Raw genomic sequence first — 25,665 nt, forward strand, 5'->3', positions numbered from 1 at the left:
TATTGCGATCCCTGGTCCGAGTGGAATAGCGGATCCGAAGGCCTGCCACGCTGCTCGTAAGCCATATCCAGCGCTTTGATCACCAGCTCAGCGTCTGGCTTTTCCGACAGCGCCCAGCCCACGATCCGACGCGTACAAAGATCTAGGACGACAGCCAGGTAATGCCACTTTCCTTGAGCCCAAATGTAGGTGATATCGCCGCACCAGACTTGATTAGGCGCTGGCACGTCGAACTCGCGGTTCAATGTGTTCGGGATATCCAGTCTTTCTACTGTTGCTCGTTTGTAGGCATGGGAGCCGGGTTGTTTGCTGACTAAATCAAGCTCGCGCATCAAGCTACGAACTTTGAATCGACCGAGTTGCTCACCGTCTTCACGCATCAGCGACAGAATGCTACGACTGCCCGCGGAGCTGCGACTTTGCGAGAACAGCTCACTGACGCGACTACGTAATCGAAGCCGTTCAACATCGGGCGTGCGGCGCCGCAGGCGCTGGGCGTAGTAACACGAGCGAGTGACGTCAAACACCTTGCACAGCCAATCAACCGGCTCATGGGCGCTCAACTGGGCAATCAGCGCGAACGCTCGTGATCTTCCGACATCAAGAGCGCGGTAGCCTTTTTTAATATGGATTTCTCTCGCTCAAGCCGAGCGATCCGGGCCTCCAGCTCCTGAATTTTTTGCTGTTCCGGCGTCAGCGCCTTGCTCTGCGGGGTGATGCCTTTATGTTCTTTCTGAATCTGGTCAACCCAGCGGCGCAATGCCGACTCACCAATGCCTAGTGAACGGCTGGCTTCGATGTAGCTGTAGTTTTGTTTGAGCACGAGGGCTGCGGCCTCGCGCTTGAATTCAGGAGTAAAGGAGCGGCGTTGTTTGGTCATCTGACACCTCGATCTGGCGAGCATTCTCGCCTAAATGGGTGTCCGGTTTCATTAGACCACTACAATATCGATTCGAGACAGACAGTGGGAATATTCTTTTCATTTTCTACAGTTATAGTTGGGGATGTCTTTTGCTTGAGATAATGAAAGAGCGATTTTTCTGTTGCAGGGAGAAATCGTTTTACAGTTTTTATGATGTCGTTGTCACTGTTGATAGCGACCAGACCCTCAAGTGTTATTGGATTGGTGGGCGAGGCCAGTTTCAGGTTTGCGAGAAATTCCCTGTCTTCATCTGTGGGGCTGCGACGACAAGCACTAATGTCGATACCCATCCCTAGCTGCAATGACAGACAGGCGCGTTTTTCTTTAATCAGATTAAGTCTGGCCTGGTGCTCCTTGGTGATTGCCGGATCCCATGGAGCAATACCATAGTAATTTATAAACTGGACCAGTGAGAGTTGTCCATCGGCGCGAATAACTCCCTCAATGCCGGCTGTTTTGAGATTGATGGTAGCGACCAGGTTGATGATGGTCGAGTCGGGTGCAGCCAATACTCCCTCGCCGTTTTCATCCTCTGATAAAGTGAGGTGGGCAAGCGAAATGGTTTCTTTGAATTGATCTGGTAAAATGTTTAGCACTATTTTTTTTTTGCCGTCCAACGAGGTGACCTTGTATTCAACTGCAGTGCGGTCACGTGTCAGCACCAGGGTGTCGGGGTTGGCCTCCAAGCGGTGGCAATGCTTACGGTACGCCGGAAGTTTCAATAAAGGTGCCAATAACCTTTGGTCTCGAGCACTCGTGGGAGTGAGGGGGGAATGAGGGTGGGGAGCCATGAGTACAGTTGCCAACTGTGTTAACGATATGCCGGCAGTGTCGAGGTGGCTTAACATCCAGTCGTAGTCGGACAGCATGGCTTTATGCACCATACTATCAGTCGGGGCCAAATCGAGTTCGCTGTGCAATGCATCGGATTCAGAGGTAGTTATGTTCATGGTTGATATCTCGTGTGGTGAATTAAGTGTCCTGGCCGATCAAGATAAAAATGATTGCAATAGCCTTGCAGGAGTCACGAGAGTTTTACGTCGAAGTGAGTAATGGGTGCGGTAGATATGTATAAGTTGGGCGTAATGCCCGCGAGGGAATGAAACATTTCTTTTTTAACGATGTCTCAAGCGCTTGTCCGGCACGAACGGCTACGCATGCCCGACAGGGGCATTCAGGCGGACAGGAAATATTGACGCTGGCTTGCCGTGAGAGTGAACGCCCCCTAGTCTAGTTGGAGCGATCACGTCGGACGCTGATCTTGCAGTGCTAAAACAAGGGACCTCATGAATCAAACGCGGACACTCGGAACGCCCCGGTTGCTCGGTATCGTCTGGCCATTTATTGCCGTGGTGCTGTTTCAGGCCCTGCTGGGTGGTGTCAGCCTGTACGTTCTTTCCGCAGTGCGCGGGTACGTTGCCGGGGAAAGTCTTTGGTCCAAAGGCCAGAAAGACGCCATTTATTACCTGAATCTCTACGCCGACAGTCGCGACGAGGCCATCTTCACTAAATACCGCAATGCGATAGCCGTGCCGCAAGGCGGCCACGAGTTGCGCATTGCACTGGACCAGCAGCCGCCAGACACCGAAGCGGCGCGTCAAGCCATCCTCAAGGGCGGCAACCACCCGGATGACGTTGCCAGCGTGATATGGCTGTACCTCAACTTCCGCCATTTCAGCTACCTGGAAAAAGCCATCGACCTGTGGACGGTGGGCGATAGCTATCTGGTGCGGCTTGATGCTGTGGCAGCAGACATGCACCGCAGCATCGCCGCAGGGGCCGCCACCGATCGCGATATCAAGCGCTGGAAAGACCAGGTCTTTGTCATCAACGATGGCGTGACGCCGGCGGCGAAAGCCTTCAGCGATGCATTGGGCGAAGGTTCGCGGATGATCCTGCGCTTGCTGCTGGTGACTAACCTGGCCACAGCGCTGGGGCTGATTGTCCTGGCCCTGATGCGCACGCACAAACTGCTCAAACAGCGCCATGCCTTTGCCGAAGCGTTACAGCTGGAAAAGGACCGCGCGCAAATCACCCTGCAATCAATCGGCGATGGCGTGATCACCACCGATGTTGAAGGGGCCATCGCCTACATGAATCCGGCGGCCGAGGCACTCACCCACTGGCAGGCTGAACAGGCTGCAGGGTTGCCGTTGGCGTCCTTGTTCAATCTGCTGGACGAGAACGCTCAAGCGGAAGGCTTTACCCTTATCGAGCACATTTTGAGCGGGCAGCTTAGCGGTGCCAGTGAACATTCCAAGCTGATTCAACGCCTGGACGGCAGCACCGTGTCGGTCACGCTGGTTGGCGCGCCGATCCGCAATGCGGGCAAGGTCAGCGGCACGGTATTGGTGTTGCACGACATGACTCAGGAGCGGCAGTACATCGCCAACCTGTCCTGGCAGGCCACGCATGACGCGTTGACGGGTCTGGCCAACCGTCGCGAATTCGAGTATCGCCTCGAGCAGGCGCTGCACAATCTGGCACGGCAGGGCGGGCGCCATGCGCTGATGTTCCTCGATCTCGATCAATTCAAACTGGTCAATGACACCTGCGGTCATGCCGCAGGTGACGAATTGCTGCGGCATATTTGCGCGTTGCTGCAGTCAGTCTTGCGCGAGGGCGATACCTTGGCCCGCTTGGGCGGCGATGAGTTCGGTATTCTCCTGGAAAATTGCGCGCCGGAAGCCGCCGAAAAAATCGCCGAAAGCCTGCGCCAGACCGTACAGAACCTGCATTTTGTCTGGAAGGGGCGGCCCTTCCTCACCACCGTCAGCATCGGGCTGGTGCATGTCAACCAGCAGCCGACGACCCTCGAAACTTCTTTACGAGCCGCCGATATGGCCTGCTACATGGCCAAGGAGAAGGGCCGCAACCGGGTACAGGTGTATCACGCAGACGACTCGGAATTGTCTTTGCGCTTTGGCGAAATGGCGTGGGTGCAGCGATTGCACATGGCGCTGGAAGAGGATCGTTTCTGCCTGTATGCGCAAGAAATCGCGCCACTGGGGAATGTCGAACAGGGCGCTGGTCACATCGAAATCCTCCTGCGTTTGCACGACGAATCCGGGCGTATGATCCTGCCCGACAGCTTCATCCCAGCCGCTGAACGATACGGTTTGATGACTTCGCTGGACCGATGGGTCGTGCAGAACGTGTTCAAAATCATCGCCCAATGCATCGCCGAAAAACACCAAGGCCCACTGGCGATGTGTGCGATCAATCTGTCAGGCACAACCATCGGAGACGATGCGTTTTTAGACTTCTTGCGTGAACAATTTGTCATTCATTCGATACCGCCTGAAATGATTTGTTTTGAAATTACAGAAACCAGTGCGATTTCAAATCTCGGTAGTGCAATCAGATTTATCAATGAACTCAAAGGCTTAGGGTGCCATTTCTCGCTGGATGACTTTTGTGCCGGTATGTCCTCATTCGCCTACTTGAAACATTTGCCTGTAGACTTCTTGAAGATTGACGGGAGTTTCGTTAAGGATATGTTGGACGACCCTATTAACCGTGCCATGGTCGAAGTGATTAATCACATAGGTCATGTCATGGGTAAGCGTACGATTGCCGAGTTTGTCGAGACACCCCAGATCGAGCAGGCGCTGCTGGAGATCGGGGTGGATTATGCTCAAGGATATGTGATCGAACGTCCGCATCTGTTTACCTGCGACAGTTTGCAAAGTCGTCCCGCCAGGCCGCAGCCTTTGTTGTTCAAGGCACCTGGCACGTTCCGTTGAAATCTCTTGCTGATCCTTACAATCACAATCAAAAGGAACCCGACAGTGATCGACACATTCAACCGAACCGGACCACTCATGGAAGCTGCAAGTTATCCCGCCTGGGCTCAACAGCTCATTCAGGATTGCAGCGAGAGTAAGCGCCGGGTTGTCGAGCACGAATTGTACAAGCGCATGCGCGACAACAAGCTCAGCGCCAAAACCATGCGCCACTACCTCATTGGTGGTTGGCCGGTGGTCGAACAGTTCGCGTTATATATGGCACAAAATCTGACCAAGACCCGCTTTGCCCGCCATCCTGGCGAAGACATGGCGCGTCGCTGGTTGATGCGAAACATCCGCGTGGAACTCAACCATGCTGATTATTGGGTGCACTGGAGCCGTGCTCATGGTGTCAGTCTGGAGGATTTGCAAGCGCAGCAAGTGGCGCCGGAACTGCACGCACTGAGCCATTGGTGTTGGCACACCAGTTCGTCTGATTCGCTGATTGTCGCGATTGCCGCAACTAACTACGCGATCGAGGGCGCGACGGGTGAGTGGTCAGCGGTGGTCTGCTCGAGTGGCGTCTACGCGGCGGCCTTCCCGGAGGAAGATCGCAAGCGGGCCATGAAGTGGTTGAAAATGCATGCTCAATACGATGATGCCCATCCGTGGGAAGCACTGGAAATTATCTGTACGCTGGCGGGGGTGAACCCGAGCAAAGCGCTGCAGGTTGAGCTGCGTCAGGCCGTGTGCAAAAGTTACGACTACATGTTCCTGTTCCTGGAGCGTTGTATGCAACTTGAGCAGGCGGATAAAGCGCCTGCTGCACGGGAGCGGGTGGCATTGGCTGAAAGCTGATCCGTCTAACGCTCGATAAAAAGCCCGCCTCTCTGTGCTGACAGAGGGGCGGGCTTTTTTGTTACTCGTGGCTGATCAGGTACTGATCTTCAAGCCGATCAGGCCGCAGATGATCAGTGCAACGCTGGCCAGTCTGAAAAGGGCCATGGATTCACCAAACAGGATGATCCCTGCGATCACCGTGCCGACTGCGCCGACGCCGGTCCAGATGGCGTAAGCCGTGCCGAGCGGTAATTCCTTCATGGCAAGGCCCAGCAAACCAAGGCTGATCACCATGGCGCCAACGGTCAATGCAGTGGGGAGAGGGCGGCTGAATCCGTCGGTATATTTCAGGCCGACAGCCCAGCCTACTTCGAACAGGCCAGCAAAAAACAGAATGATCCAGGACATGGAAGACCTCCATCGATTGACGGGGTCGTCCCCGGATAATGACTCGATCGAGTCGCGAGGTCGTCCTCGCGTTGCGCAGTATAGTGCCCATCATCAACCCGGGGATCAAGCTCCTGCTTCAGTCTGCCGTTTGCCGAGCCAGCAAATCGCGGTCTTGCTTCTCGCTCATCCGCCGGAACCAGGTGGAGAGCAGGGCGCCGGAGATGTTGTGCCAGACACTGAACAGTGCGCTTGGGACGGCAGCCAGCGGCGAGAAATGTGCACTGGCCAGTGCGGCACCGAGACCGGAGTTCTGCATGCCGACTTCCAGTGCAAGGGTTTTGCGCTGCGCCAGTGGCAATTTGAACAGATGCCCCGTGAGGTAACCCAGCAGATAACCAAAGCTGTTGTGCAGCATCACCACTGCCATAATCAGCAGGCCGGATTCTGCGATTTTCGCCTGACTGGCTGCCACCACTGCAGCGACGATGATCACGATGCTCACCACTGACACCAGTGGCAGGACTTCAACCGCATAGCGAGCTCGTGCGCCCAACACACGCTGGGTAATCAAGCCCAGCACGATAGGCAGCAGAACGATCTGCAGAATCGACCAGAACAGGTCGAGGAACGAGACCGGCAACCAGGCCGATGCCAGCAGCCAGATCAGCGTGGGGGTCATCAGAGGCGCCAGCAGCGTGGTGATGGCAGAGATTGCCACGGCCAACGCAAGGTCGCCTTTGGCCAGCCAGGTCATCACGTTCGAGGACGTGCCGCTCGGGCAGCAACCGACCAGAATGACGCCGACGGCGATTTCCGCTGGCAGGTTGAATACCTGGCAGAGCAACCAGGCCATGCCCGGCATGATCACGAACTGCGCAACGACACCCAGAGCCACGCGCCATGGGCGGCGGGCGACCTCAGCGAAGTCCTCAAGTTTCAGTGTCAGGCCCATGCCGAACATCACCAGCCCCAACAGCGGCACGATGGCGACTTTCAGGCTGAGGAACCATTCGGGCTTTAGAAACGCCAGGACGGCGAAGAGCAGCACCCAGTAAGCGAAAGTGTTGCCGACGAAGCGACTTAGTGCAGCCAGTGCGCGCATGGTCTGATCCCTTTTTTTATAATGGTAACGGAATACTTGTTGGTGCTGCCTGGGCGATGCTGGATCAGACAACAGGGGTTGACTGACCTGGCATCGCGAGCAAGCTTGCTCCTACAATGAGATCACGGGCGTTCAGATCCCTTGCGGCATCTCCTCACCACCCAGCGCCTCGACCAGTGCCGGCAGGAAATCGCCGAAGGTCAGCATCATCAAGGTGAAGCTGGCATCGAGCTGGCCCAGGGCTTCTTCGCCACCGTCCTGCTCCGCCTGATCCTGCAGCAGATCTTCAAACTTCAGGCGCTTGACCACCATCTTGTCATCGAGCACGAACGACAATTTGTCTTGCCAGGCCAGCGACAGCTGAGTCACTACCTTGCCGGTGCTCAGGTGCAACTGGATTTCTTCGCTGGTCAGGTCCTGACGCTTGCAGCGCACGATGCCGCCATCTTCGTGGGTGTCGCGCAGCTCGCACTCGTCCAGCACGAAAAAGTCGTCCGCGGCTTTCTGCGTGGTGACCCACTCGGTCATGGTCGCGGTCGGCGACATTTTCACCGTCAATGGACGGACTGGCAGGGTGCCGATCACCTCACGCAGGGTCGACAGCAGGTCTTCGGCGCGTTTCGGGCTGGCCGAGTTGACCAGGATCAGCCCCTGTTTCGGTGCAATCGCGGCGAAAGTCGACGAGCGACGGATGAATGCGCGGGGCAGGAAGGCCTGGATGATTTCATCCTTGATCTGGTCGCGCTCCTTTTTATAGACCTTACGCATTTGCTCGGCTTCGATCTCGTCGACCTTTTCCTTCACCGCGTCGCGTACGACGCTGCCAGGCAGGATGCGTTCTTCCTTGCGTGCAGAAATCAGCAGGAAGTCACCACTGACGTGCACCAGGGGGGCATCTTCGCCCTTGCCGAATGGTGCGACGAAACCGTAGGTGGTCAACTCCTGGCTTGCACAAGGACGCGCAACTTTGGTCGCCAGTGCAATTTCCAACGCCTCGGCATCAAAAGGCAGATCTTGGGTCAGGCGATAGATAAGCAGGTTTTTGAACCACATGGGGCAGGTCTCTCCTTTAACAAAGGGGGGCATTATTCTCTTCGTGGCGCCATAGGCCAACCCTTCTCTAAGCCTTTGGAAGTCCTGAAAAAATTATTTTAGAAAGTGCTTGCCAGGGGTGAAGTCGCTCCGTAGAATGCGCGCCACACCGAAAGTGAAGGGTGATTAGCTCAGCTGGGAGAGCGTCTGCCTTACAAGCAGAATGTCGGCGGTTCGATCCCGTCATCACCCACCATTCGCTTCCAGTGTTACGCGCAGCGGTAGTTCAGTCGGTTAGAATACCGGCCTGTCACGCCGGGGGTCGCGGGTTCGAGTCCCGTCCGCTGCGCCATATTCGATGATCTGGAACGCTGAACGCCAGGTCATCACAGAGAAAGCCCGCTCACGCGGGTTTTTTTCTGCCTGATGTTTCTGCAGGACGCGTCGCTTCACTGGTTTTCAGATTTTTTGAATTATTGTTCAATTAAATCAACATGTTATGAAAAACTGTGGCACAATGCGCCCCGCAACGAAGGTAAAGGGTGATTAGCTCAGCTGGGAGAGCGTCTGCCTTACAAGCAGAATGTCGGCGGTTCGATCCCGTCATCACCCACCACTTTCAACGCTACGCGCAGCGGTAGTTCAGTCGGTTAGAATACCGGCCTGTCACGCCGGGGGTCGCGGGTTCGAGTCCCGTCCGCTGCGCCATATTCGGTCACCTGGAACGCTGAACGCCAGGTGGCCACACGGAAAGCCCGCTTATGCGGGCTTTTTGTCGTCCGGAGTTTGCCTTCTTGCTGATTCCCGCTGAACTCCTATGCGCACAATCGCGGGTATGGCTAAGGTCTGTCAGTCTAAGATGACAGAAGCTTCATCCGTTCATTCGGCCAATACGCCAAAACCCCTGAACTAATCAGACATTTCCTGCTCTCATGCCGGTAGCCATTGGTCGTGGCCGCCTGATAAGCTCGCGGCTTTACTCGATTGCCCTTTTTGGCGCATGAACAAGGAAATAGCATGAAACAGCATCGGTTGGCGGCGGCGGTGGCCCTGGTAAGCCTGGTACTCGCGGGTTGTGATTCGCAGACCAGCGTAGAGCTGAAAACCCCGGCGCAAAAAGCTTCCTACGGGATTGGCCTGAACATGGGCAAAAGCCTGGCTCAGGAAGGCATGGATGACCTGGACTCCAAAGCCGTAGCCCAGGGCATCGAAGATGCCGTTGGCAAGAAAGAACAGAAGCTGAAAGATGAAGAGTTGGTCGAAGCCTTCGCAGCACTGCAGAAACGTGCCGAAGAGCGTATGGCCAAAATGAGCGAAGAGTCGGCGTCCGCTGGCAAGAAATTCCTCGAAGACAATGCCAAGAAAACCGGTGTGACCACCACGGCTTCCGGCCTGCAGTATGAAGTGGTCAAGAAAGCCGATGGCGCCCAGCCGAAGCCTACTGACGTGGTGACTGTCCACTACACGGGTACTCTGACCAACGGCACCGTTTTCGACAGCTCCGTCGAACGCGGCAGCCCGATCGATCTGCCAGTCAGCGGAGTGATCCCAGGCTGGGTAGAAGGCCTGCAATTGATGCACGTGGGCGAGAAGTACAAGCTGTACATTCCTAGCGAACTGGCTTATGGCGCGCAAAGCCCTAGTCCGGCAATCCCGGCCAATTCGGTGCTGGTTTTCGACCTGGAACTGCTGGCGATCAAGGATCCGGCAAAACAGGACGACGCTGCCAAGTAATCGGCGTCAGCTCTGCCAACAACGCCTCGCTCATGCGGGGCGTTGTTGCATCAGGTGATTGACAGAAATAAACAAAGCGAACAGAAGTCGTAGATGGGAGTCATAGCCATTGAAGGTGCCTGCGCTAGCCGCGCCTGAGCGCCAAGTCAATGAAATATTGGGTTTTTTTATGTGAGTAAAAAACGCCCGATCTGAGCGAAGGCCTTATGCACTGCGGCTTTCAGCCGGCAAATGCTGCTCTGTTCACAAGGTTATCCACAATTTGTGTGGATAACATTTCAGCGGGAGAAGATCATGAAAGCGCCGTGGAATTTTGCTCGATTCCTGCCCCTGGCCGGACGTCTGCTCGCCCGTGGACGGTTGCCGACCCTGCTGTTCGCGGTCGCCAGCAAAGGCGCCAGCCAAGGCAACCGGTTGGGCAAGATCAAAGATGACCTGCGCCTGCTACAAGCGCTTAGCCTGGCGTACTGGCGCGGGGAGTACCGCACGATCAGTCCCAAAACCATGATCTCGGTAGTGGCTGGGCTGATGTATTTCCTCAGTCCCGTGGACGCTATTCCAGATTTCATTCCTGTTTTCGGTATGCTCGATGACGTGGCGGTGCTCGCCTGGCTGATGAAAGTGCTCGACGATGAACTCAACGCGTTTCGAGCTTGGCGTAAGCGCCAGTTGCCGGAAAAGCTGGCGGTGGTCGAACGCTTGCCCGATACCCCGGAACAATTGCAACTGCAGCGCCCTGAAAAAAAGTGAGCTGATGGAGGAACCTCCCATTATCGATGCCCCGCGACCTAGGCCGCTGTTAGGATTACACTTGGAGCAATAGTGCTGACTCGCTAAGTGTCGTTGTCCTACGGGGATGTCATGGATATTCAGATAATCACACGCGAAGGCGAGCCCGAATATGCGGTTGTGCCATGGGCGCAGTATCAGGCTCTACTGAAAGCAGCAGGGATCACCCAACAACCTCCGCACGATGCGCCGGTACGCCGTGCGGACGTCCCGGACCAGATATTGCCGGGTCTGGACCAGCTACGAAGTTTGCGCGAAGGGAAGGGCATCGCCATCGAGGCGCTCGCCCGCACGGTAGGCATCAGCCCGTCTTATCTGGCCCTGATCGAAAGTGGCGAGCGTCAACCTGACGCTGCGATTCGCCGCAGTCTGGCCTGGGAGTTGACGGTGCCAGGATGGAGGGAGTAATCGTGAGCGTACGCATCAGTCGTCAACATTGGGATGGCCTGCTCGGTGAGCTGGATCAGGCCCGCCGTCAGCGACATCTTCTGACCTATCGAGCTTTGCTGGAGCGATTGCAGTTACCGACACCGGCCATGCAGACGCTCACGGCGGCGCTGGAACATCTGGCGGCGCTGGATGCCAAGGCTGAGCAACCGTTGCGCAGTTCGCTGGTGATCAGCCAGGGTGCGAGCCGTCTGCCACGTACCGGTTTTTTTGAATGCGTCGAACGTCTCGGGCGGTTTTCCGGGCCATCCGATGGAGTCGCTGCGGCATCCTGGCATGCCTCGGAAGTGGTGCGAGTGTTTGAGTACGAATACCCCGAATCGGCGGAAGCCTGAATGTTCCTGCGACTCAAGGCACGTGCCGGATACTGGCTTGCCCGCCGATTGTTTCACTGGTCATGGTTCGTCCGTCAGCCGCGCGGCTGGAGCTGGCTCGAAGGGCAATTCGCGCGCATGGCGAATCTGGGCGACACTGGGGCGCAGAGCTTTTACGGGCACATCCTGACCTTTCGCGGCGTCGGCCTTGGGGCGCGTGAGGAAGGTGTGCGCTTGCTGCGTCTGGCTGCATTGGCTGGCAATGGCAAAGCGGCTTATCAAGTCGGTGTCATCAGCCTGGCGGGTACTGCGAGCAAAGCTCCGGATCCTGCTGAGGCTGTGCGGTTCTGGCAGATGGCGGTCAAGGCTGGGCATCCGCTGGCCGAAGTCAAACTCGAAGCCTTGCAGACTCGCAGATCGCAATAGGCGCAGAGGTCGCGCATCAGTCGCTTCAACGGTGACCCTCCAGTAACTCTTCCTGCGCTTGGGGCAGTGCCAGGCTATCAATTACATGCACGCTGAAGCCCGGCACGTTTTTCGCGTGATGCTTGGCTTGCGAGGCCATTTCGGCCAGCAGACTCGCATCCAGTTGAGCACACGCCGCGGCATGTAAATGCACTACCCCGATCGACAGTGACAGCAACGGAAACTGTTGGCGAACGCCTTGCCGGTTCGGCGCGATGAAACAGCCTGCCTCAAGGTGTTCGCTGCGATAGAAACGTCGGCACTGCGTCTGAAAATCGTCCAGCAGTTGAGCCAGCCGTTTGCGCCAGTCTTCCGGCCCGAGCACCAGCAGAAAATCGTCGCCGCCGATGTGCCCGACAAAGTCACGGGAAGGATCGACGCGGTCATTCAGACACTGCGCCAGGCACAGCAAGACTTCATCGCCGCGACCGTAGCCGTAGATGTCGTTGAAGGGCTTGAAGCTATCGATGTCGACGTAACAGATGATCGACTCCCGCCGCTGTTGCAGCACTCGCGTGAGGCATTGCTGGATCGGCACATTGCCCGGCAGCAAGGTCAGCGGATTGGCGTAGCGGGCCTGCTGAATCTTCAGTTCGGTGATCAGCTTGAGAACATCGATGACCCGGCCAAGTCCCAGATAACCGCCGTGGAGCGTGATGATGAAGTCTTCTTCGATGCGCTGCCGGGCGCGGCTGGTGATTAATCGGCTGACTTGCTGCAGTGACTGGCTCAACTCGACGGCAAGGAAGTTGTCGCTCATCAGGCGGCTGATCGGCTTGCGGGCGAACAGGTCGGTGGCGAAGGGTTTGAGCAGCACATCAGAGAGCGAATGGCGATGAACGATGCCGCAGGGGTGGCCTTGCTCGTCCAGCACCGCCAGCGAGTTCAGATTGGCCTGGCGGCGGAAGGCTTCCAGCACGGTCGCGGTCGGTGTATCGCGGGTGACGGCTGGTTGGTCGTTGAGCAAGGCGCTGAGATCGCTGACTTCATCGTTTAACGCCACAGACGCGCTGTCAGGCTTGGGTAGCATGGCTCTCGCATCCCGGGGCGGGTGCTCCTGAGGGCGGCAGAGCAAATACCCTTGAACCAGATCGACACCCATTTCGGTCAGCACGGCGAGTTCTTCCGGCAGCTCGATGCCCTCGGCGATAACCTGCGCCCGCGAGGCCTTGGCGATCTGCAGGATTGAGCCGACAAACTCACGCTTGAGCGCGTCCTGATGGATGCCATCGATAAAGTGTCGATCGATTTTCACGTAGTCGGGGCGTAACTCGGACCACAGGCGCAGGCTTGAATAGCCCGCACCCAGATCGTCCAGCGCAATCGAGAACCCCATCGCGCGGTAGTGATGCAGCGCGTTCTGCAGCAAATGGAAGTCGTCGGTCGGCGTCTGTTCGGTGAGCTCGATCACGACCTGGCTGGGTGGAATACCGAAATCCTGCAGCAGTTGCAGGGTACGCCCCGGTTGATGCGAGGTTTCCAGCAAGGATTCCGGGGATACGTTGAGGAACAGTTTGCCAGGCAACTGCTGCTCGTTGAAATGACGGCAGGCGTTTTGACGGCAGGCGATTTCCAGTTCACTAAGGCGGCCGGCCTGACGCGCCACCGCGAACAGCGCGACCGGCGAATGCAAAGGGCTATTGGAGGGGCCACGGGTAAGGGCTTCGTAGCCAACGATTCTGCGCTCGGACACGCAGACGATGGGCTGGAACAGGCTGTGTAATCCGCTTTGAGCCAGAATTGAACTCAATGCACTCAGCTGTTCGGTAGTGGTCATGGCGATCTCTGGCGATAAAAAAAGGACCGGGCGGCGCTCTCGATCAGAGCGCTACCCGGTCCTTTATTTCACGACAGAATGATGACTGTATGATGACGCTCCGTAGAGCGTCAGCATTAATTCGCCATCATCTTAGTGTTTAGCCACTGCGGTGTTCAGTTTCAGATAGTCCAGCAGAATCCGACCGGTCTCGCTCAGGTAGGCATCGTCTTCCGGCTTGGTCTTGTCCGCCTCAGCCGCGATCGCGTCCTCGTCTTCTTTCTTCAGCTCTTTGAGCGGCTCTTCGCCCTTGGCCTTGCGCCGCAGGTTTTCCATGGCGAGTTGCTTGGCGTCTATGTCGGCATGTTGCGCACGGCGGTCCGCTTCATTGAGGCTGACGGTTTTTTCCGCCATCAGTTTTTGCGCCAGCGCCAGTTTGTCGCGGATAAACACAAACTCCGCATCCTTGGCGGTACGCACGTCATGCTCGGCCTTGAGTTGAGTGAGGTAGGGCTTGAACGGGTCCGCTGCCGGTTTGATGGCGGCGCGAATGGTGTCCCACGGCATGGCTTCGGGCAATGCGCTCTCACCGATTTCCTTGGTGTCGATGATCGACGGGTAGTCGATATCAGGCAATACGCCCTGGTGCTGGGTGCTCTGCCCGGAAACCCGGTAGAACTTGGCCAGGGTCAGCTTCAGTTCGCCATGGTTCAGCGGCTGAATGGTCTGCACGGTGCCCTTGCCGAAGGTCTGGCCGCCAATGATCAGCGCACGGTGATAATCCTGCATGGCGCCGGCGAAAATTTCCGAAGCCGAGGCGGACAGGCGGTTAACCAGCAGCGCCATCGGGCCCTTGTAGAACGCACCCGGGTTTTCATCTTCGAGCACGTCGACCCGGCCATCGGCATTACGCACGAGCACGGTCGGCCCTTTGTCAATGAACAGGCTGGTCAGCTCGGTCGCTTCCTGCAGGGAACCGCCGCCGTTGTTGCGCAGGTCGATGACCACGCCGTCGACTTTCTCTTTCTGCAGCTCGGTGAGCAATTTCTTGACGTCGCGCGTGGTGCTCTTGTAATCCGGATCGCCTGCACGGAACGCCTTGAAGTCCAGGTAAAAGGCCGGAATTTCGATAACGCCGAGTTTGTAATCCTTGCCATCCTGCTTGAGGTTCAGGACTGACTTCTTGACCGCCTGATCTTCCAGTTTCACCGCTTCGCGAGTGATCGGAACGATTTTAGTGGTCTGGTCGTTCGGTGCATTGCTGGCCGGGATGACTTCCAGGCGCACCACCGTGCCTTTGGGGCCGCGGATCAGCTTGACCACTTCGTCCAGGCGCCAGCCAACCACATCGACCATTTCCTTGCTGCCTTGGGCAACGCCGATGATCTTGTCGGCCGGGGCGACCTGCTTGGTCTTGTCGGCCGGGCCTGCCGGTACCAGGCGCACGATTTTCACCTGGTCGTTATCGCTCTGCAGCACGGCGCCGATGCCCTCGAGGGACAGGCTCATGTTGATGTCGAAGTTCTCCGCGTTATCCGGCGACAGATAATTGGTGTGCGGGTCGTAGGACATCGCGAAAGTGTTGATGTACGCCTGGAAGATATCCTCGGCACGGGTCTGGTCCAGGCGCGCCAACTGGTTCTTGTAGCGCTTGGTCAGGGTTTCCTGAATCTGCTTGGAGTCCTTGCCGGCAATCTTCATCCGCAGGACCTCGTCCTTGACGCGTTTGCGCCACAGGTCGTCGAGGTCGGCGGTGGATTTGAGCCAGGCGGCGTCCTTGCGATCAATCAGCAAGGTTTCCTTGGGAGTGAAATCGATTTTGTCGACGCCCTTGTTCAGCTCCGCAAGGGCAAAGTCCAGACGCGCTTTGACGCGGTCCAGATAGCGCTTGTAGATGGTGAACCCGGCGTTGAGGTCACCGCTTTTGAGGAAGTCGTCGAACTGCGTCTTCCACTTGTCGAATTCGGCAATGTCGCTGGCCATGAAATAGCTGCGCGATGGATCCAGCAGCTTGAGGTAGCTGTCATAGATGATCACCGAGCGCGCGTCATCGAGCGGCGGCTTGCTGTAATGGTGACGTTTGAGCAATTCGACGACATTCAGGCTGGCGATCACTTCGTCACGATCAGGCTGAAGCTTGTCCCAGCTATTGGCTGCAAACGAACTGGTCGACATCGGCAGTAGACCGATACCAATGAATAGAGCTAGGGCTGTGCTGGGGAATAAGTGCTTCATGCTGATTCGACGCGGGGACAATTGATCACGCATATTAGGCCGTCTTTGAAGTCGCCGGTACCTTCAGTTCTGTACGAAAACTGCCTGTGCGAGCTTTCATACTGACCCTGAGGCCGGTCGCATAATGCAAGAAAGCCCGACGCTACAGCGGCGGGCTCAGTCCAGACTCACTATGGAGGCACTGTGAAGGCATTGCAAGGCGTGGAAGGTCAAGTGGTATGGGCGCATGAGCCCGGTTCTACCTGTGATGCAGGGCAAGTTCGCATTCGGGTGGCGGCAGCGGGTCTTAATCGGGCGGACTTATTACACAAAGCCGGGCTTTATCCGCCACCGCCGGGTGCCAGTTCCGTGCTCGGCCTGGCGTGTTTCGGGGTGGTCAGCGAGGTTGGCGCAGGCTCTGGGTGGCGGGTCGGCGATCGGGTGTGCGCCTTGCTGGCCGGGGGCGGGATGGCCGAAGTGGTGGTTGTCGACGGACGGCACGTCCTGCCGAGCGGCCCTGACAACACCAGACCTGTGGGAGCCAGCCAGCTAGCGATGAACGATGACGAAGTTTCCCGGCTGAACCGCGCCGGCTGAAAAAATCGCGAGCAGGCTCGCTCCCACCGGGGAATTTTGTGTTACTTCCAGGTATGGATCGGCCAGCCCGCTGTTTGCGCATGTTCGAGCAGCGTCGGATCCGGGTTCACCACGTGTGGGAAATCAACCTTGAGCAACAGCGGCAAATCGTTGCGTGAATCGGAGTAAAAACTCGCGCCTTCCAGGTTTTCTTCCTCTGCGTCCAGCCACTGCAGCAACCGCGTGATTTTTCCTTCCTGGTAAGTCAGCGTTCCGACGGTATTGCCGCTGTACACCCCATGTGTGACCTCCAGTTCGATGGCCAGAATCTCGTCGATGCCCAGACGATCGGCGATCGGTCGCACCAGATGCGTGCCCGATGCCGAGATCACCAGGATCCGGTCGCCGGCCTTGCGATGGGCGGCGATGGTTTTGGTCGCGTCACTGAAGATGATTGGCTCGATGAAATCTTCAACCCAAGGCCCGACCAGATGATCGACCTCTTCAGGCGTCCTGCCGATCATCGGCTCGAGGCTGAAGTCCATGTACTCCTCCATGCACAACTTGCCATGGCTGTAAGCGTCCATCAGTTGATTGTTCTTGCGCATGAACGACTCTGGATCAACCCAGCCCAGTCGCCCCATTTGCTCACTCCAGAGGGTGGCGCAGTCGCCATGGATCAGGGTTTCGTCCAGATCAAAAATTGCCAGGGACACGGTTTTCTCCGAAAACAGCTGCAAGCTCTAAGCTTCAAGCTGCAAGAAATGAATGTCAGATGGTGAGCAGTCTACAGCTTGAGGCTTACAGCTTGAAGCTTGCCGCTCCTGTCAGGCCACCTCACACAGGGCAGTTGGATTGATTGAAAGTGCCAGACGCTGACCATCGGGATGCAGGTCGGCAGCCGAACGATTCAGCACGTCTACCACCAGTTCCACGCCCCGGGCTTCGATTCTGTAGCGAATCACATTGCCCAGCAGGCTGTGGCTGCGCACTTGCGCATCAAGTTCACCGTCAAGGCTCAGCTCGATGGCTTCCGGGCGAATGGCGATGCGACCGGTGACCGGCCGTTGCAGCAGCTTTGACGCGCTGTCGGCATCGAGCAGATTGTAATTACCGATGAAACCGGCTGCGAACACGTCCACCGGTGCCGTGTACAAGGTTTCGGCGTCACCGCTCTGGACGATTTTCCCCTGATTCATCAGGAAAATCCGGTCAGACATGGTCAGCGCTTCTTCCTGATCGTGTGTGACGAAAATCGTGGTCAAGCCCAGTTCACGCTGGATCTGACGAATCTGTTCGCGCAGATGCTTGCGAATCCGGGCATCCAGTGCCGACAGCGGCTCATCCAGCAACAACAGGCGCGGACGGGTCACCAGCGAGCGGGCGAGGGCAACTCGTTGGCATTGACCACCGGACAGTTGGTGCGGGTAACGAGCGGCGAAGTCATTTAGTTCGACCAGGTTCAGCACTTCGGTAACGCGCTTGTGGCTGTCGTCGGCATTGACTTTCTGCATGCGCAACCCGAAGGCGACGTTTTGTTCGACGGTCATGTTGGGGAACAGCGCATAACTTTGAAAGACCATGCCGATTCCGCGTTTCTGTGGGCTCAGCGGGACCAGATCGTGACCTTCGAGCAGAATCTGTCCGCCATCGACTGGTGTCAGCCCGGCGATGCAGCGCAGCAGTGTTGACTTGCCGCAGCCGGACGGGCCCAGCAACGTGACGAATTCGCCTTGATGAATCGTGCAATTGATGTCACTGAACACAGCCGTGCCCGCGTAGCTTTTCTGCAAGTGTTGGACGCTGACATAGCTCATTCGCTGTTGTCCTTGTTCAAGATGTTGGCCGCCCAGGTCAGAACCAGCACGAAGAAGAAATAGGAAATCACCAGAGCACTGGTGAAGTGGCCGCTGCTATTGCGCATGTTGTTGAGGTAGACCTGCAGGGTTTCGTAGCGCGTGCCGACAAGAATGTTTGCGAACACGAACTCGCCAAACAGGAACGAGAACGACAGCAGCAGCGCGACCATCAAGCCTTTGCGCAGGTTTGGCAGCACGACCAGAAACGCGGCTTGCCAGGTGCTGGCGCCGAGCAACTGGGCGGCGTCCATCAAATCGCGCAAGTTGATCGCTTGCAGGTTATTGGTGATCGCCCGGTACATGAACGGCAGGGCGATGGTGAAATAACAACCGATCAGGATCCACGGAGTGCCGACCATCGCAAACGGCCCGGAGCCATATAGCTGCAAGAGCCCCACCGACGACACCACCGGCGGTACCGCGAACGGCAGCAGGATGAGGATGTTCATCAACGAATCGAGTTTCGGGAAGTGATAATGCACCACGAACAGCAGCGGCAGGATCAGCACCACAGAGAGAATCAGCGCGCCGACACAGACCAGTAACGACTGCCCGAAGGCATGCAGGAAACGCGGATCGCTCCACAGCGCCACGTACCATTTAAGGGTGAAGCCGCTCGGCAGAATGGTCGCGGACCAACTGCTGGAAATCGAATAGATCAGCGTACCGAGCAATGGCAGCAACAGAATCGCGAACAACAGGTACACCACGACCCGGTGATAAATGCCTGCGGGGCCCCGTTCAGCGCGAGACATGGTAGCTCCTCTTCAGCAGCAGTTGATGCACGATGGTCACGAGCGTCATCAGGGCCACCAGCACCACGGCCAAGGCGCTGGCGAGATTGGGGTCAAGGGAAATGTCACCGGAAACCATGGCCGCGATGCGGATCGGCAACACGTTGAAGTTGCCGGTGGTCAGCGCGTAAACCGTGGCGTAGGCCCCTAGTGCGTTGGCCAGCAGAATCACGAACGTGCCGAGCAAGGCCGGCGTCAGCACCGGCAGACCAATGTGTCGCCAGAATTGCCAGCCGTTGGCGCCCAGCGATGCCGCAGATTCGCGCCAGTCTTCGCGCAGGGCGTCGAAGGCCGGGTACAGCAAAAGCACGCCGAGGGGGATCTGGAAATAGGTATAAAGAATGATTACCCCGGTTTTCGAATACAGGTTGAAGTCCTGAATGATCCCCGCCTGCTTGAGCATGATGGTGAGAGCGCCGTTGAAGCCGAGCAGAATAATGAACGCGAAGGCCAGCGGCACTCCGGCGAAATTGCTGGTCATGTTGGCGAATGCGTTGACGAAGTTGCGCAGTCTCGAATCGACCCGACGCAGCGAATAGGCGCCGAGCACCGCAATAATGATCCCGAACACGCTGGACCAGAAACTGATCTCGAGGCTGTACCTGATCGCTTGCAGGTAGAATTTCGAATCGGCGATTCGGGTGAAGTTGGCCAGTCCCCAGCCGAATTCCTCCGATTGCAGGCTGTTGATCATCACCCAGGCGAGCGGGGCAATCTGAAATACGATGAAAAACAGTGCGAACGGCACCAGGCACAGTACCGCGAGCCATTTTCCGCGAGTCATGGCATTCACTTGAGCAGCCCCCGGCACACTGGTTTGTCATGGGGAACACCGAGCAGTTCGCAGACGGTGCCGCAGATTTCCGTTTGCTGCGGCGCCGCGTCGTGTCTCAAGCTGAAAGCGTCGCCGAAGACGAATAGCGGCACTTCGCGCTCTTGCGCGAGTAAGCCGTTATGGGAACGGTCATTGTTCATGCCGTGATCCGCCGTCACCAGAACCTGATAGCCAGCATCAAGCCAGCCTTGCAGATAATCCGCCAGGATGATGTCGGCCGAGCGTGCGCTGTTGCGGTATTGCGCAGAGTCGAGGCCGTGCTTGTGCCCGGCGTCGTCGATATTCATGGGGTGGATCAGCAGAAAGTTCGGCGCATGGCGCAGACGCAGGCTTTGCGCGTCAGCGAACAGGTGTGAATCCGGGTAGTGATCGTTCCAGTAGAAATGCCCGTACTGAATAGGCAGATTGGGGTCGTCGGTGTGCCGATCCCGGGCAGCCACGAAGGGCGAGCGGTTGTACAGTTCGCTGACCCAATGATAGGCCGCGGCGGCAGTCTTGAGCCCGGCGTCGCGGGCGTAGTGAAAGATGCTGCGCTGACTGGACAAGCGCGAAACGTTGTTGTGGACGATGCCGCTGTCGATTGGCGTTACGCCCGTGAGGATGCATTCGTAAAGTGGTCGGGATAACGCGGGCAGTTCGCACTCCAGCTTGTAGAGCGCCGCGCGCCCTGCGCCGACGTAAGCCTGCAAGTGCCCCATGGCATGGCACGCGACTTCATGGTTGAGTCCGTCGAGCACCACCAGGATGACGTTGTGCTTCATAGGGGCGCAACTCCAATATCAAAGCGAGCGGCGCAGGCGCTGCCGCAGCCTGCGATCTTCTGATATCAATAAATCAGATCAAAAGATCGCAGCCTGCGGCGGCTCCTGCGATGCAGGGTTATTGCATATTGATGATGACTTCTTCCTGCCACATCTGCGGAAGAGCCTTGGAGGTCTTTTCCCATGCGTCGGCGTCTTTGATCGGCGTCACGCCCTTGTACTGCTCGTTCGGCAGCAATTGAGCTTTGACGTCGTCCGGCAGTTTGATGTGTTCGGCACGGATAGGACGCGCATTGCCGCGAGCCAGATTGATCTGCCCGGCGTCGCTGAAGATGTATTCACGGGTCAGCTTGGCGGCGTTCGGGTGCTTGGCGTATTTATTGATGATTGTGGTGTAACCGGAAATCACCGAGCCATCGGACGGGATCAACACGGTGTAGTCATCAGGGTTGGCCATCTTGGCCTTATAGCTCAAGCCATTGAAATCCCAGACCACACCGACTTCAATCTCACCTTTTTCCAGCGTCGCGATGACCGGGTCGGTCATCGACAAGCGGCCCTGCTTGGCAATGTCTGCAAACATCAGCAGCGCCGGCTTGATATTTTTCTCATCGCCACCGTTGGCCAGGGCTGCCGCCAGAACGCCATTGGCCGCCTGCGCCGCAGTGCTCACATCGCCGATGGAGACTTTGTATTTGCCGGTCTTGAGGTCAGCCCAGCTTTTCGGCGCTTCGGAACCATGCAGCAATTTTTTGTTGATGATGAACGCAATGGTGCCGGTGTAAGCCAGTGCCCAGTGACCATCCTCGTCCTTGGCCCAGGCCGGAATCTGCTCCCAGGTGCTTGGCTTGTATGGCTGCGAGACGTCCTGCTTGACCGCAATCGGGCCAAACGCTGCACCGACGTCGCCGATGTCAGCGGAGGCATTGTCTTTCTCGGCTTTGAACTTGGCCAGCTCCTGTGCAGAGCTCATGTCAGTGTCGATGTGTTTCAGGCCATAGTTTTTCGCCAGGTCGTCCCAGGTACCTTTCCAGTTCGCCCAGTTGTCAGGCATGCCGACACTGTTGACTTCACCTTCCGCTTTCGCTGCGGCCTCCAAGGTTTTCAGATCGGTGTCTGCCGCCATGGCGGCAGAGCACAGGGCAATGGTCGAGCCTAACAGTGATGCCAGGAAAAGCTGTTTCATTCCGAAGCTCCTATGGGCGTTTACACGCTGCGATTGCGATTATGTTGGTCTAGGTCAGCAATACCTGAGCCAATCTAGGCGACCTGGATGACATTTTGATGTCGCGCGGCGCCGAGCTGTCTCGCCTTGCCGTGGTGTGCTCAGGTTCCGGCTTAAGCGTAGACCATGCGCAAAGAGCTGATCTCAAAGGATTCGGTGACGATCTTGCGGCGAGGGTGGAGACCGTTCAGCGGCTTTGTCATCTGCCAGTCATGACCAGTGCCTAGGCTTACCAAGTAAACGCGTTGAGTCGGGTGCGAGCTGTCTCGCGCCGAAACGGTGCTGGTCTAGTCCAGATAGGTAACGCTGATGCGCATCGAAACCACCAAATCGGTGACAACCATCGGGCAGGTTCTGCAGGAACAGCTCGACCATGGTTTACTGGCGCCCGGCAGCAAGTTGCCGGCCGAGCGCAAGCTTAGCGAGTTGTTCGCTACCACTCGGATAACCGTGCGGGAGGCTTTGCTGCAACTGGAAGCGCAAGGGCATATTTACCGCGAGGAGCGTCGTGGCTGGTTCGTATCGCCGCCGCGCCTGGCCTACAACCTCATGCAGCGCAGCCACTTTCACGCAATGGTCAGCGCTCAGGGGAGGGTGCCTTCCACTGAAGTGATCTCGGCGCGCTTGCAACCGGCGTCAGCGGCCGTCTGCGCCTGGCTGCAACTGCCAGCTTTATCAAGCGTGATCCAGATCTGCCGGGCGCGCCGCATCGATCAGCGCCTGGTGCTTTACGTGGAGCATTACCTGAATCCGAAATTCTTTCCAGGCATCCTGCAATTCGACTTGAATCAGTCGATCACCGAACTGTACGCCAGGCACTATCAATTGCATTACGCACGCGTGCGGTTCGAAATTGTGCCGACGGCGTTGTCGGTCGATGCGGCGGCAGCGTTGCGGGTGTCGGTGGGCAGTCCGGGATTGCGCATCGCCCGGGTCAACTACGACCAGCACCAACGGCTGATCGATTGTGACCTGGAATTCTGGCGACATGATGCGATTCATGTTGGTGTCGATGTAGCTTGAGCCCGCTGGCAGAAGGCCATTAGCTGTTATCCGAAGCTGTAGATGTCCATGCCCAGCGCGCCCATGGTGAAACCCCTGTGAACCGTTTTAAACGCTGCGCCGGCACCGCGGGCGAAGAACAGTGGCAATAGATGCTCGTCACTTGGGTGGTTGCGCACTGCGTTGGGCGCTTGCTGGCGATAATCGTGCAGCGCTGCTTCGTCGTCGGCTGCGAGTTTCTCGATCATCCAGTCGCGAAAGGTTCTGGCCCAGGGCTCGACGCTTTCCGGCCCGGCATGCCAGTCCAGCTCGCGCAGGTTATGGGTGATGCTGCCGGAGCCGATCAACAGCACGCCTTGCTCGCGCAAGCTGGACAGCGCCCGGCCGACGCGGGTTTGCAGGGCCGGGCCGCCACGGGTCGGCAGCGAAACCTGCACCACGGGAATGTCAGCGTCAGGGTACATCAACGATAGCGGCACCCAGACCCCATGGTCGAACGGTCGGCGGCTGTCAATGCGTGCGGGCAACTCATGGCTGTTCAGCAGGTCAGCGACCTTCGTCGCCAGCTGAGGGTCGCCCGGTGCCGGATATTGCACCTGGAACAAAGCCTGCGGAAAACCACCAAAGTCATGCCATGTTTCCGGCTGTGGATTGCCGTTGACCAGCAGCTCATTGCTTTCCCAATGCGCGGAAACAATGACGATCGCTTTCGGTTTGTCCAGCTCGTCCGCCAGGCGTGCCAAGGCAGGTCCGCTGGCGCCGGGTTCGAGGGCCAGCATAGGCGAACCATGAGAGATATACAGGCTAGGGAACATTAACAGGCTCCTGAAGGTTAAGATGGCAGCATCTTCAGTCAGATCATTGATCTAAATCTAATATAAGTTTTAGGGTGGTTTGATCGAAAATTTGGGGTTATTTATGCAGCCGGAGTTTTGGCACAAGCGGTGGCAGTCGAATCAGATCGGCTTCCATCTGCCGGAAGTGAATCCTTATCTGCAGCGGTTCTGGCCGCAGTTGACGCTGGAAGAAGGCGCGCGCGTGCTGGTGCCGCTGTGTGGGAAAAGTCTGGATTTGTTGTGGCTGGCGCACCAGGGACATGAAGTCCTGGGGATTGAACTGTCGGAGAAAGCTGTCGAAGATTTCTTCAGCGAACATCATTTCGACCCGAACGTTAGCGAACAGGGCCCATTCAAGGTTTACCGCGCAGGCTCGATTGAGCTGTGGTGCGGTGATTTCTTCGAGCTGACCGCAGGCGATGTCGCCGACTGCACGGCGTTGTACGACCGCGCTGCGCTCATTGCGCTGCCACCGGCAATGCGCCAGCAATACGCTGCTCATCTCAACCGGATCATGCCGAGGGAGTCGCTAGGGCTTCTGATTACACTGGATTACGACCAGTCGCAGCTGGACGGCCCGCCCTTTGCTGTGCTTGATGACGAAGTGCAGGGGCTGTTCGCCGGGTTCTGGTCGCTGAAGATTCTGGAGGATCAGGACGTGCTGAGCGAGAGTTCGAAATTCGTCGAAAACGGTGTGACCCGACTTGAAGAGCGGGTTTACCGGATCTCCAGCCGTTAGCTCGATGTGGTTGCTGAAGACTATCGCTATGTCTAGTCCTGAAATAGGTTTACACCTGTTTCACCACAACGCCCGATGCACCGCATCGGGCGTTTTGTATTTCAGAGACAGGTGCGGACGTTCCTGGTTATAGATCGTAATTGCCTCTCGCACCATCTGCTCAGCCTGTGCCAGACCTGTGGGCCGGTAGATCAGCAGTTCAGTTTTCAATATGCCATTGACCCGCTCTGCCATGGCGTTTTGGTAGCAGTCGTAGCCATCAGTCATTGAGCAGCTAATCTCGTGCTGGGTATGCAGCTTTTGATACAGATCGGAGCAGTACTGCGAGCCCCGATCGGAGTGATGAACCAGTTTCTGGCTGGTTCGACGCGTCTTTAAGGCCATGCGTAAGGCTTGAGCCACAGATTTCGCATGAAGACTTTCATGTACGTGGTAGCCAACGATCTTTCTGGAGTAGGCATCCGTCACCAGGCTCAGATAGGCGGAGCCTTCTTGCGTAGGGAGGTAGGTGATATCCGCGACCCAGACCTGCTCCGGCCCAGTCGCAACGACTTGCCGTGGACCGGGCTTCAGAAGGTTGGGATGGCAGCGGAAGCGATGATGGCTATCGGTCGTCTTGTGATAGGCCCGTTTTCTACGAACCAGTTGGCGGTGATCACGCAAGACTTCAAACAGGCGATCTCTGCCAACATGCAAATCTTGCCTATCAAGCTTGGCATGCATCAGGGAGTGCAGCTTGCGGGCACCGATGCAGGGCTGTCGAACGCGAATCTCGCGCACGAAATTGATGAGCTTTTGGTCTTGCTCGAGCCGGGCCCGGTAGACCCGATCACGCTTGTAATAAGCTTGGCGACTGATCCCCATAAACTGGCAAGCCCTGCTGACACTCAGGGTTTGGGTTTGCGCAACGACTTGCCGGGCCGCTTTTTTAGAATGGATACGCCGTAGTCGTTTTTCAGCACATCGACCACGTCCTCGAAGAATTTGGCTTTCTGATTCGCCAGCGCCAACTGCTCCTCAAGCTCTTTGATTCGTTGCTCGGGCGTCAGCGGCAAGATGGGCTCGTCCATCGGTCGGATCCTCTGGGAGCGAATGGAAGCGCCTTGGCTCCAGTCCTGTCGACCATGCTTGCGTAACCAAACCAACACCGTCGACCGGCCCTGAATCCCATAACGCCGTTGAGCCTCTTTATAACTCAACTCGCCTTTTTCGACCTGATCGACGACCGACAATTTAAAAGTCAGCGTGTAATCACGCTGACTACGTTTTGCGCCCGTGTCCATTGCACCTTCCTGATAAGAAGCC

General features: G+C 57.1%; 23 protein-coding genes, 4 tRNA genes and 3 pseudogenes. 14 read left to right on the forward strand and 16 right to left on the reverse strand.

Annotated elements, in window-relative coordinates:
- A pseudogene (locus F8N12_RS25390) lies at positions 1-880 on the reverse strand (IS3 family transposase); the annotation flags it as partial.
- 59 nt (positions 881-939) lie between these two features.
- A complete protein-coding gene (locus F8N12_RS25395; protein ID WP_150582842.1) occupies positions 940-1,872 on the reverse strand; it encodes a hypothetical protein in 933 nt (310 codons plus the stop codon).
- Positions 1,873-2,208: 336 nt separating this feature from the next.
- Here F8N12_RS25395 and F8N12_RS25400 point away from each other — a divergent pair, with 336 nt between their 5' ends.
- Positions 2,209-4,668, forward strand: coding sequence for an EAL domain-containing protein (locus F8N12_RS25400; protein WP_150582843.1), 2,460 nt, complete (start codon positions 2,209-2,211; stop codon positions 4,666-4,668).
- Between the two features lie 78 nt (positions 4,669-4,746).
- Positions 4,747-5,508, forward strand: coding sequence for a TenA family transcriptional regulator (locus tag F8N12_RS25405; protein WP_412072163.1), 762 nt, complete (start codon positions 4,747-4,749; stop codon positions 5,506-5,508).
- 75 nt (positions 5,509-5,583) lie between these two features.
- Here F8N12_RS25405 and sugE read toward each other — a convergent pair whose 3' ends face one another.
- The 3 genes from sugE to rdgC all read right to left on the reverse strand — a co-directional run bounded on the left by sugE (position 5,584) and on the right by rdgC (position 8,035).
- Positions 5,584-5,898 (reverse strand): quaternary ammonium compound efflux SMR transporter SugE, encoded by a 315-nt coding sequence (gene sugE, locus F8N12_RS25410; protein ID WP_150582845.1) that lies wholly within the window; start codon positions 5,896-5,898, stop codon positions 5,584-5,586.
- 118 nt (positions 5,899-6,016) lie between these two features.
- On the reverse strand, positions 6,017-6,982 hold the full coding sequence (locus tag F8N12_RS25415; protein ID WP_150582846.1) for a bile acid:sodium symporter family protein: 966 nt from the start codon (positions 6,980-6,982) through the stop codon (positions 6,017-6,019).
- 132 nt (positions 6,983-7,114) lie between these two features.
- On the reverse strand, positions 7,115-8,035 hold the full coding sequence (gene rdgC / locus F8N12_RS25420) for a recombination-associated protein RdgC (protein WP_150582847.1): 921 nt from the start codon (positions 8,033-8,035) through the stop codon (positions 7,115-7,117).
- Between the two features lie 159 nt (positions 8,036-8,194).
- Here rdgC and F8N12_RS25425 point away from each other — a divergent pair.
- The 9 genes from F8N12_RS25425 to F8N12_RS25465 all read left to right on the forward strand — a co-directional run bounded on the left by F8N12_RS25425 (position 8,195) and on the right by F8N12_RS25465 (position 11,724).
- A tRNA-Val gene (locus tag F8N12_RS25425) sits at positions 8,195-8,270 on the forward strand.
- A 19-nt stretch (positions 8,271-8,289) separates the two neighbouring features.
- A tRNA-Asp gene (locus tag F8N12_RS25430) sits at positions 8,290-8,366 on the forward strand.
- Between the two features lie 188 nt (positions 8,367-8,554).
- Positions 8,555-8,630, forward strand: a tRNA-Val gene (locus F8N12_RS25435).
- Between the two features lie 15 nt (positions 8,631-8,645).
- A tRNA-Asp gene (locus F8N12_RS25440) sits at positions 8,646-8,722 on the forward strand.
- A gap of 309 nt (positions 8,723-9,031) precedes the next feature.
- Entirely contained in the window at positions 9,032-9,748 is a 717-nt protein-coding gene (locus F8N12_RS25445; protein ID WP_150582848.1) for an FKBP-type peptidyl-prolyl cis-trans isomerase, read from the forward strand.
- A gap of 294 nt (positions 9,749-10,042) precedes the next feature.
- Positions 10,043-10,498, forward strand: coding sequence for a YkvA family protein (locus tag F8N12_RS25450; RefSeq protein WP_150582849.1), 456 nt, complete (start codon positions 10,043-10,045; stop codon positions 10,496-10,498).
- Positions 10,499-10,609: 111 nt separating this feature from the next.
- Entirely contained in the window at positions 10,610-10,945 is a 336-nt protein-coding gene (locus F8N12_RS25455; protein ID WP_150582850.1) for a helix-turn-helix domain-containing protein, read from the forward strand.
- 2 nt (positions 10,946-10,947) lie between these two features.
- Complete coding sequence (locus tag F8N12_RS25460; RefSeq protein WP_003223109.1) at positions 10,948-11,319, forward strand: hypothetical protein; 372 nt, start codon at positions 10,948-10,950, stop codon at positions 11,317-11,319.
- The gene (locus F8N12_RS25465) at positions 11,320-11,724 is read left to right on the forward strand and encodes a sel1 repeat family protein (RefSeq protein WP_150582851.1); all 405 of its coding nucleotides are present in this window, start codon (positions 11,320-11,322) and stop codon (positions 11,722-11,724) included.
- Positions 11,725-11,749: 25 nt separating this feature from the next.
- Here F8N12_RS25465 and F8N12_RS25470 read toward each other — a convergent pair whose 3' ends face one another.
- A complete protein-coding gene (locus F8N12_RS25470; RefSeq protein ID WP_150582852.1) occupies positions 11,750-13,540 on the reverse strand; it encodes a bifunctional diguanylate cyclase/phosphodiesterase in 1,791 nt (596 codons plus the stop codon).
- Between the two features lie 132 nt (positions 13,541-13,672).
- Positions 13,673-15,754 carry a carboxy terminal-processing peptidase gene (locus tag F8N12_RS25475; protein WP_191623220.1) on the reverse strand — a complete coding sequence of 694 codons (2,082 nt, stop codon included), beginning with the start codon at positions 15,752-15,754 and terminating at the stop codon, positions 13,673-13,675.
- Between the two features lie 183 nt (positions 15,755-15,937).
- On the opposite strand from F8N12_RS25475, the pseudogene F8N12_RS25480 reads away from it, so the two are divergent.
- Positions 15,938-16,243: pseudogene (locus F8N12_RS25480) on the forward strand (alcohol dehydrogenase catalytic domain-containing protein); the annotation flags it as partial.
- A gap of 128 nt (positions 16,244-16,371) precedes the next feature.
- On the opposite strand, the gene F8N12_RS25485 reads toward F8N12_RS25480, so the two are convergent.
- The 6 genes from F8N12_RS25485 to F8N12_RS25510 all read right to left on the reverse strand — a co-directional run bounded on the left by F8N12_RS25485 (position 16,372) and on the right by F8N12_RS25510 (position 21,744).
- Complete coding sequence (locus tag F8N12_RS25485; RefSeq protein ID WP_150582854.1) at positions 16,372-17,025, reverse strand: HAD family hydrolase; 654 nt, start codon at positions 17,023-17,025, stop codon at positions 16,372-16,374.
- 111 nt (positions 17,026-17,136) lie between these two features.
- Positions 17,137-18,126 (reverse strand): ABC transporter ATP-binding protein, encoded by a 990-nt coding sequence (locus tag F8N12_RS25490; RefSeq protein WP_150582855.1) that lies wholly within the window; start codon positions 18,124-18,126, stop codon positions 17,137-17,139.
- The gene (locus F8N12_RS25495) at positions 18,123-18,923 is read right to left on the reverse strand and encodes an ABC transporter permease (protein WP_150582856.1); all 801 of its coding nucleotides are present in this window, start codon (positions 18,921-18,923) and stop codon (positions 18,123-18,125) included. The genes F8N12_RS25490 and F8N12_RS25495 overlap by 4 nt, the downstream gene beginning before the upstream one ends.
- Complete coding sequence (locus tag F8N12_RS25500; RefSeq protein ID WP_191623221.1) at positions 18,910-19,746, reverse strand: ABC transporter permease; 837 nt, start codon at positions 19,744-19,746, stop codon at positions 18,910-18,912. Before F8N12_RS25500 ends, F8N12_RS25495 begins: the two co-directional genes overlap by 14 nt.
- Positions 19,747-19,751: 5 nt before the next feature.
- Complete coding sequence (locus F8N12_RS25505) at positions 19,752-20,558, reverse strand: alkaline phosphatase family protein (protein WP_150582858.1); 807 nt, start codon at positions 20,556-20,558, stop codon at positions 19,752-19,754.
- A gap of 118 nt (positions 20,559-20,676) precedes the next feature.
- The gene (locus tag F8N12_RS25510; RefSeq protein ID WP_150582859.1) at positions 20,677-21,744 is read right to left on the reverse strand and encodes an ABC transporter substrate-binding protein; all 1,068 of its coding nucleotides are present in this window, start codon (positions 21,742-21,744) and stop codon (positions 20,677-20,679) included.
- 348 nt (positions 21,745-22,092) lie between these two features.
- Here F8N12_RS25510 and F8N12_RS25515 point away from each other — a divergent pair, with 348 nt between their 5' ends.
- A complete protein-coding gene (locus F8N12_RS25515) occupies positions 22,093-22,806 on the forward strand; it encodes a UTRA domain-containing protein (protein ID WP_150582860.1) in 714 nt (237 codons plus the stop codon).
- A gap of 26 nt (positions 22,807-22,832) precedes the next feature.
- Here F8N12_RS25515 and F8N12_RS25520 read toward each other — a convergent pair whose 3' ends face one another.
- Positions 22,833-23,600 carry a DODA-type extradiol aromatic ring-opening family dioxygenase gene (locus F8N12_RS25520; RefSeq protein WP_150582861.1) on the reverse strand — a complete coding sequence of 256 codons (768 nt, stop codon included), beginning with the start codon at positions 23,598-23,600 and terminating at the stop codon, positions 22,833-22,835.
- 103 nt (positions 23,601-23,703) lie between these two features.
- Between F8N12_RS25520 and F8N12_RS25525 the strand changes: the two genes are divergently transcribed.
- A complete protein-coding gene (locus F8N12_RS25525) occupies positions 23,704-24,360 on the forward strand; it encodes a thiopurine S-methyltransferase (RefSeq protein WP_150582862.1) in 657 nt (218 codons plus the stop codon).
- Positions 24,361-24,420: 60 nt separating this feature from the next.
- On the opposite strand, the gene F8N12_RS25530 is transcribed toward F8N12_RS25525, so the two are convergent.
- Together F8N12_RS25530 and F8N12_RS28075 are read right to left on the reverse strand one after the other, a co-directional pair.
- On the reverse strand, positions 24,421-25,344 hold the full coding sequence (locus F8N12_RS25530; protein ID WP_318189665.1) for an IS3 family transposase: 924 nt from the start codon (positions 25,342-25,344) through the stop codon (positions 24,421-24,423).
- Positions 25,248-25,665: pseudogene (locus F8N12_RS28075) on the reverse strand (IS3 family transposase); the annotation flags it as partial. The gene F8N12_RS25530 and the pseudogene F8N12_RS28075, both read right to left, overlap by 97 nt.

It is taken from the genome of Pseudomonas fluorescens (assembly GCF_902497625.1).
Taxonomy (GTDB): domain Bacteria; phylum Pseudomonadota; class Gammaproteobacteria; order Pseudomonadales; family Pseudomonadaceae; genus Aquipseudomonas; species Aquipseudomonas fluorescens_BQ.

Coding starts and splice junctions, on each gene's coding strand:
- F8N12_RS25515 (WP_150582860.1), top strand. CDS start 22,093: ATGCGCATCGAAACCACCAAATCGGTGACAACCATCGGGCAGGTTCTG.
- F8N12_RS25520 (WP_150582861.1), bottom strand. CDS start 23,600: ATGTTCCCTAGCCTGTATATCTCTCATGGTTCGCCTATGCTGGCCCTC.
- F8N12_RS25505 (WP_150582858.1), bottom strand. CDS start 20,558: ATGAAGCACAACGTCATCCTGGTGGTGCTCGACGGACTCAACCATGAA.
- F8N12_RS25475 (WP_191623220.1), bottom strand. CDS start 15,754: ATGAAGCACTTATTCCCCAGCACAGCCCTAGCTCTATTCATTGGTATC.
- F8N12_RS25395 (WP_150582842.1), bottom strand. CDS start 1,872: ATGAACATAACTACCTCTGAATCCGATGCATTGCACAGCGAACTCGAT.
- rdgC (WP_150582847.1), bottom strand. CDS start 8,035: ATGTGGTTCAAAAACCTGCTTATCTATCGCCTGACCCAAGATCTGCCT.
- F8N12_RS25400 (WP_150582843.1), top strand. CDS start 2,209: ATGAATCAAACGCGGACACTCGGAACGCCCCGGTTGCTCGGTATCGTC.
- F8N12_RS25525 (WP_150582862.1), top strand. CDS start 23,704: ATGCAGCCGGAGTTTTGGCACAAGCGGTGGCAGTCGAATCAGATCGGC.
- F8N12_RS25500 (WP_191623221.1), bottom strand. CDS start 19,746: ATGACTCGCGGAAAATGGCTCGCGGTACTGTGCCTGGTGCCGTTCGCA.
- F8N12_RS25495 (WP_150582856.1), bottom strand. CDS start 18,923: ATGTCTCGCGCTGAACGGGGCCCCGCAGGCATTTATCACCGGGTCGTG.
- sugE (WP_150582845.1), bottom strand. CDS start 5,898: ATGTCCTGGATCATTCTGTTTTTTGCTGGCCTGTTCGAAGTAGGCTGG.
- F8N12_RS25490 (WP_150582855.1), bottom strand. CDS start 18,126: ATGAGCTATGTCAGCGTCCAACACTTGCAGAAAAGCTACGCGGGCACG.
- F8N12_RS25405 (WP_412072163.1), top strand. CDS start 4,747: ATGGAAGCTGCAAGTTATCCCGCCTGGGCTCAACAGCTCATTCAGGAT.
- F8N12_RS25415 (WP_150582846.1), bottom strand. CDS start 6,982: ATGCGCGCACTGGCTGCACTAAGTCGCTTCGTCGGCAACACTTTCGCT.
- F8N12_RS25510 (WP_150582859.1), bottom strand. CDS start 21,744: ATGAAACAGCTTTTCCTGGCATCACTGTTAGGCTCGACCATTGCCCTG.
- F8N12_RS25455 (WP_150582850.1), top strand. CDS start 10,610: ATGGATATTCAGATAATCACACGCGAAGGCGAGCCCGAATATGCGGTT.
- F8N12_RS25445 (WP_150582848.1), top strand. CDS start 9,032: ATGAAACAGCATCGGTTGGCGGCGGCGGTGGCCCTGGTAAGCCTGGTA.
- F8N12_RS25450 (WP_150582849.1), top strand. CDS start 10,043: ATGAAAGCGCCGTGGAATTTTGCTCGATTCCTGCCCCTGGCCGGACGT.
- F8N12_RS25470 (WP_150582852.1), bottom strand. CDS start 13,540: ATGACCACTACCGAACAGCTGAGTGCATTGAGTTCAATTCTGGCTCAA.
- F8N12_RS25465 (WP_150582851.1), top strand. CDS start 11,320: ATGTTCCTGCGACTCAAGGCACGTGCCGGATACTGGCTTGCCCGCCGA.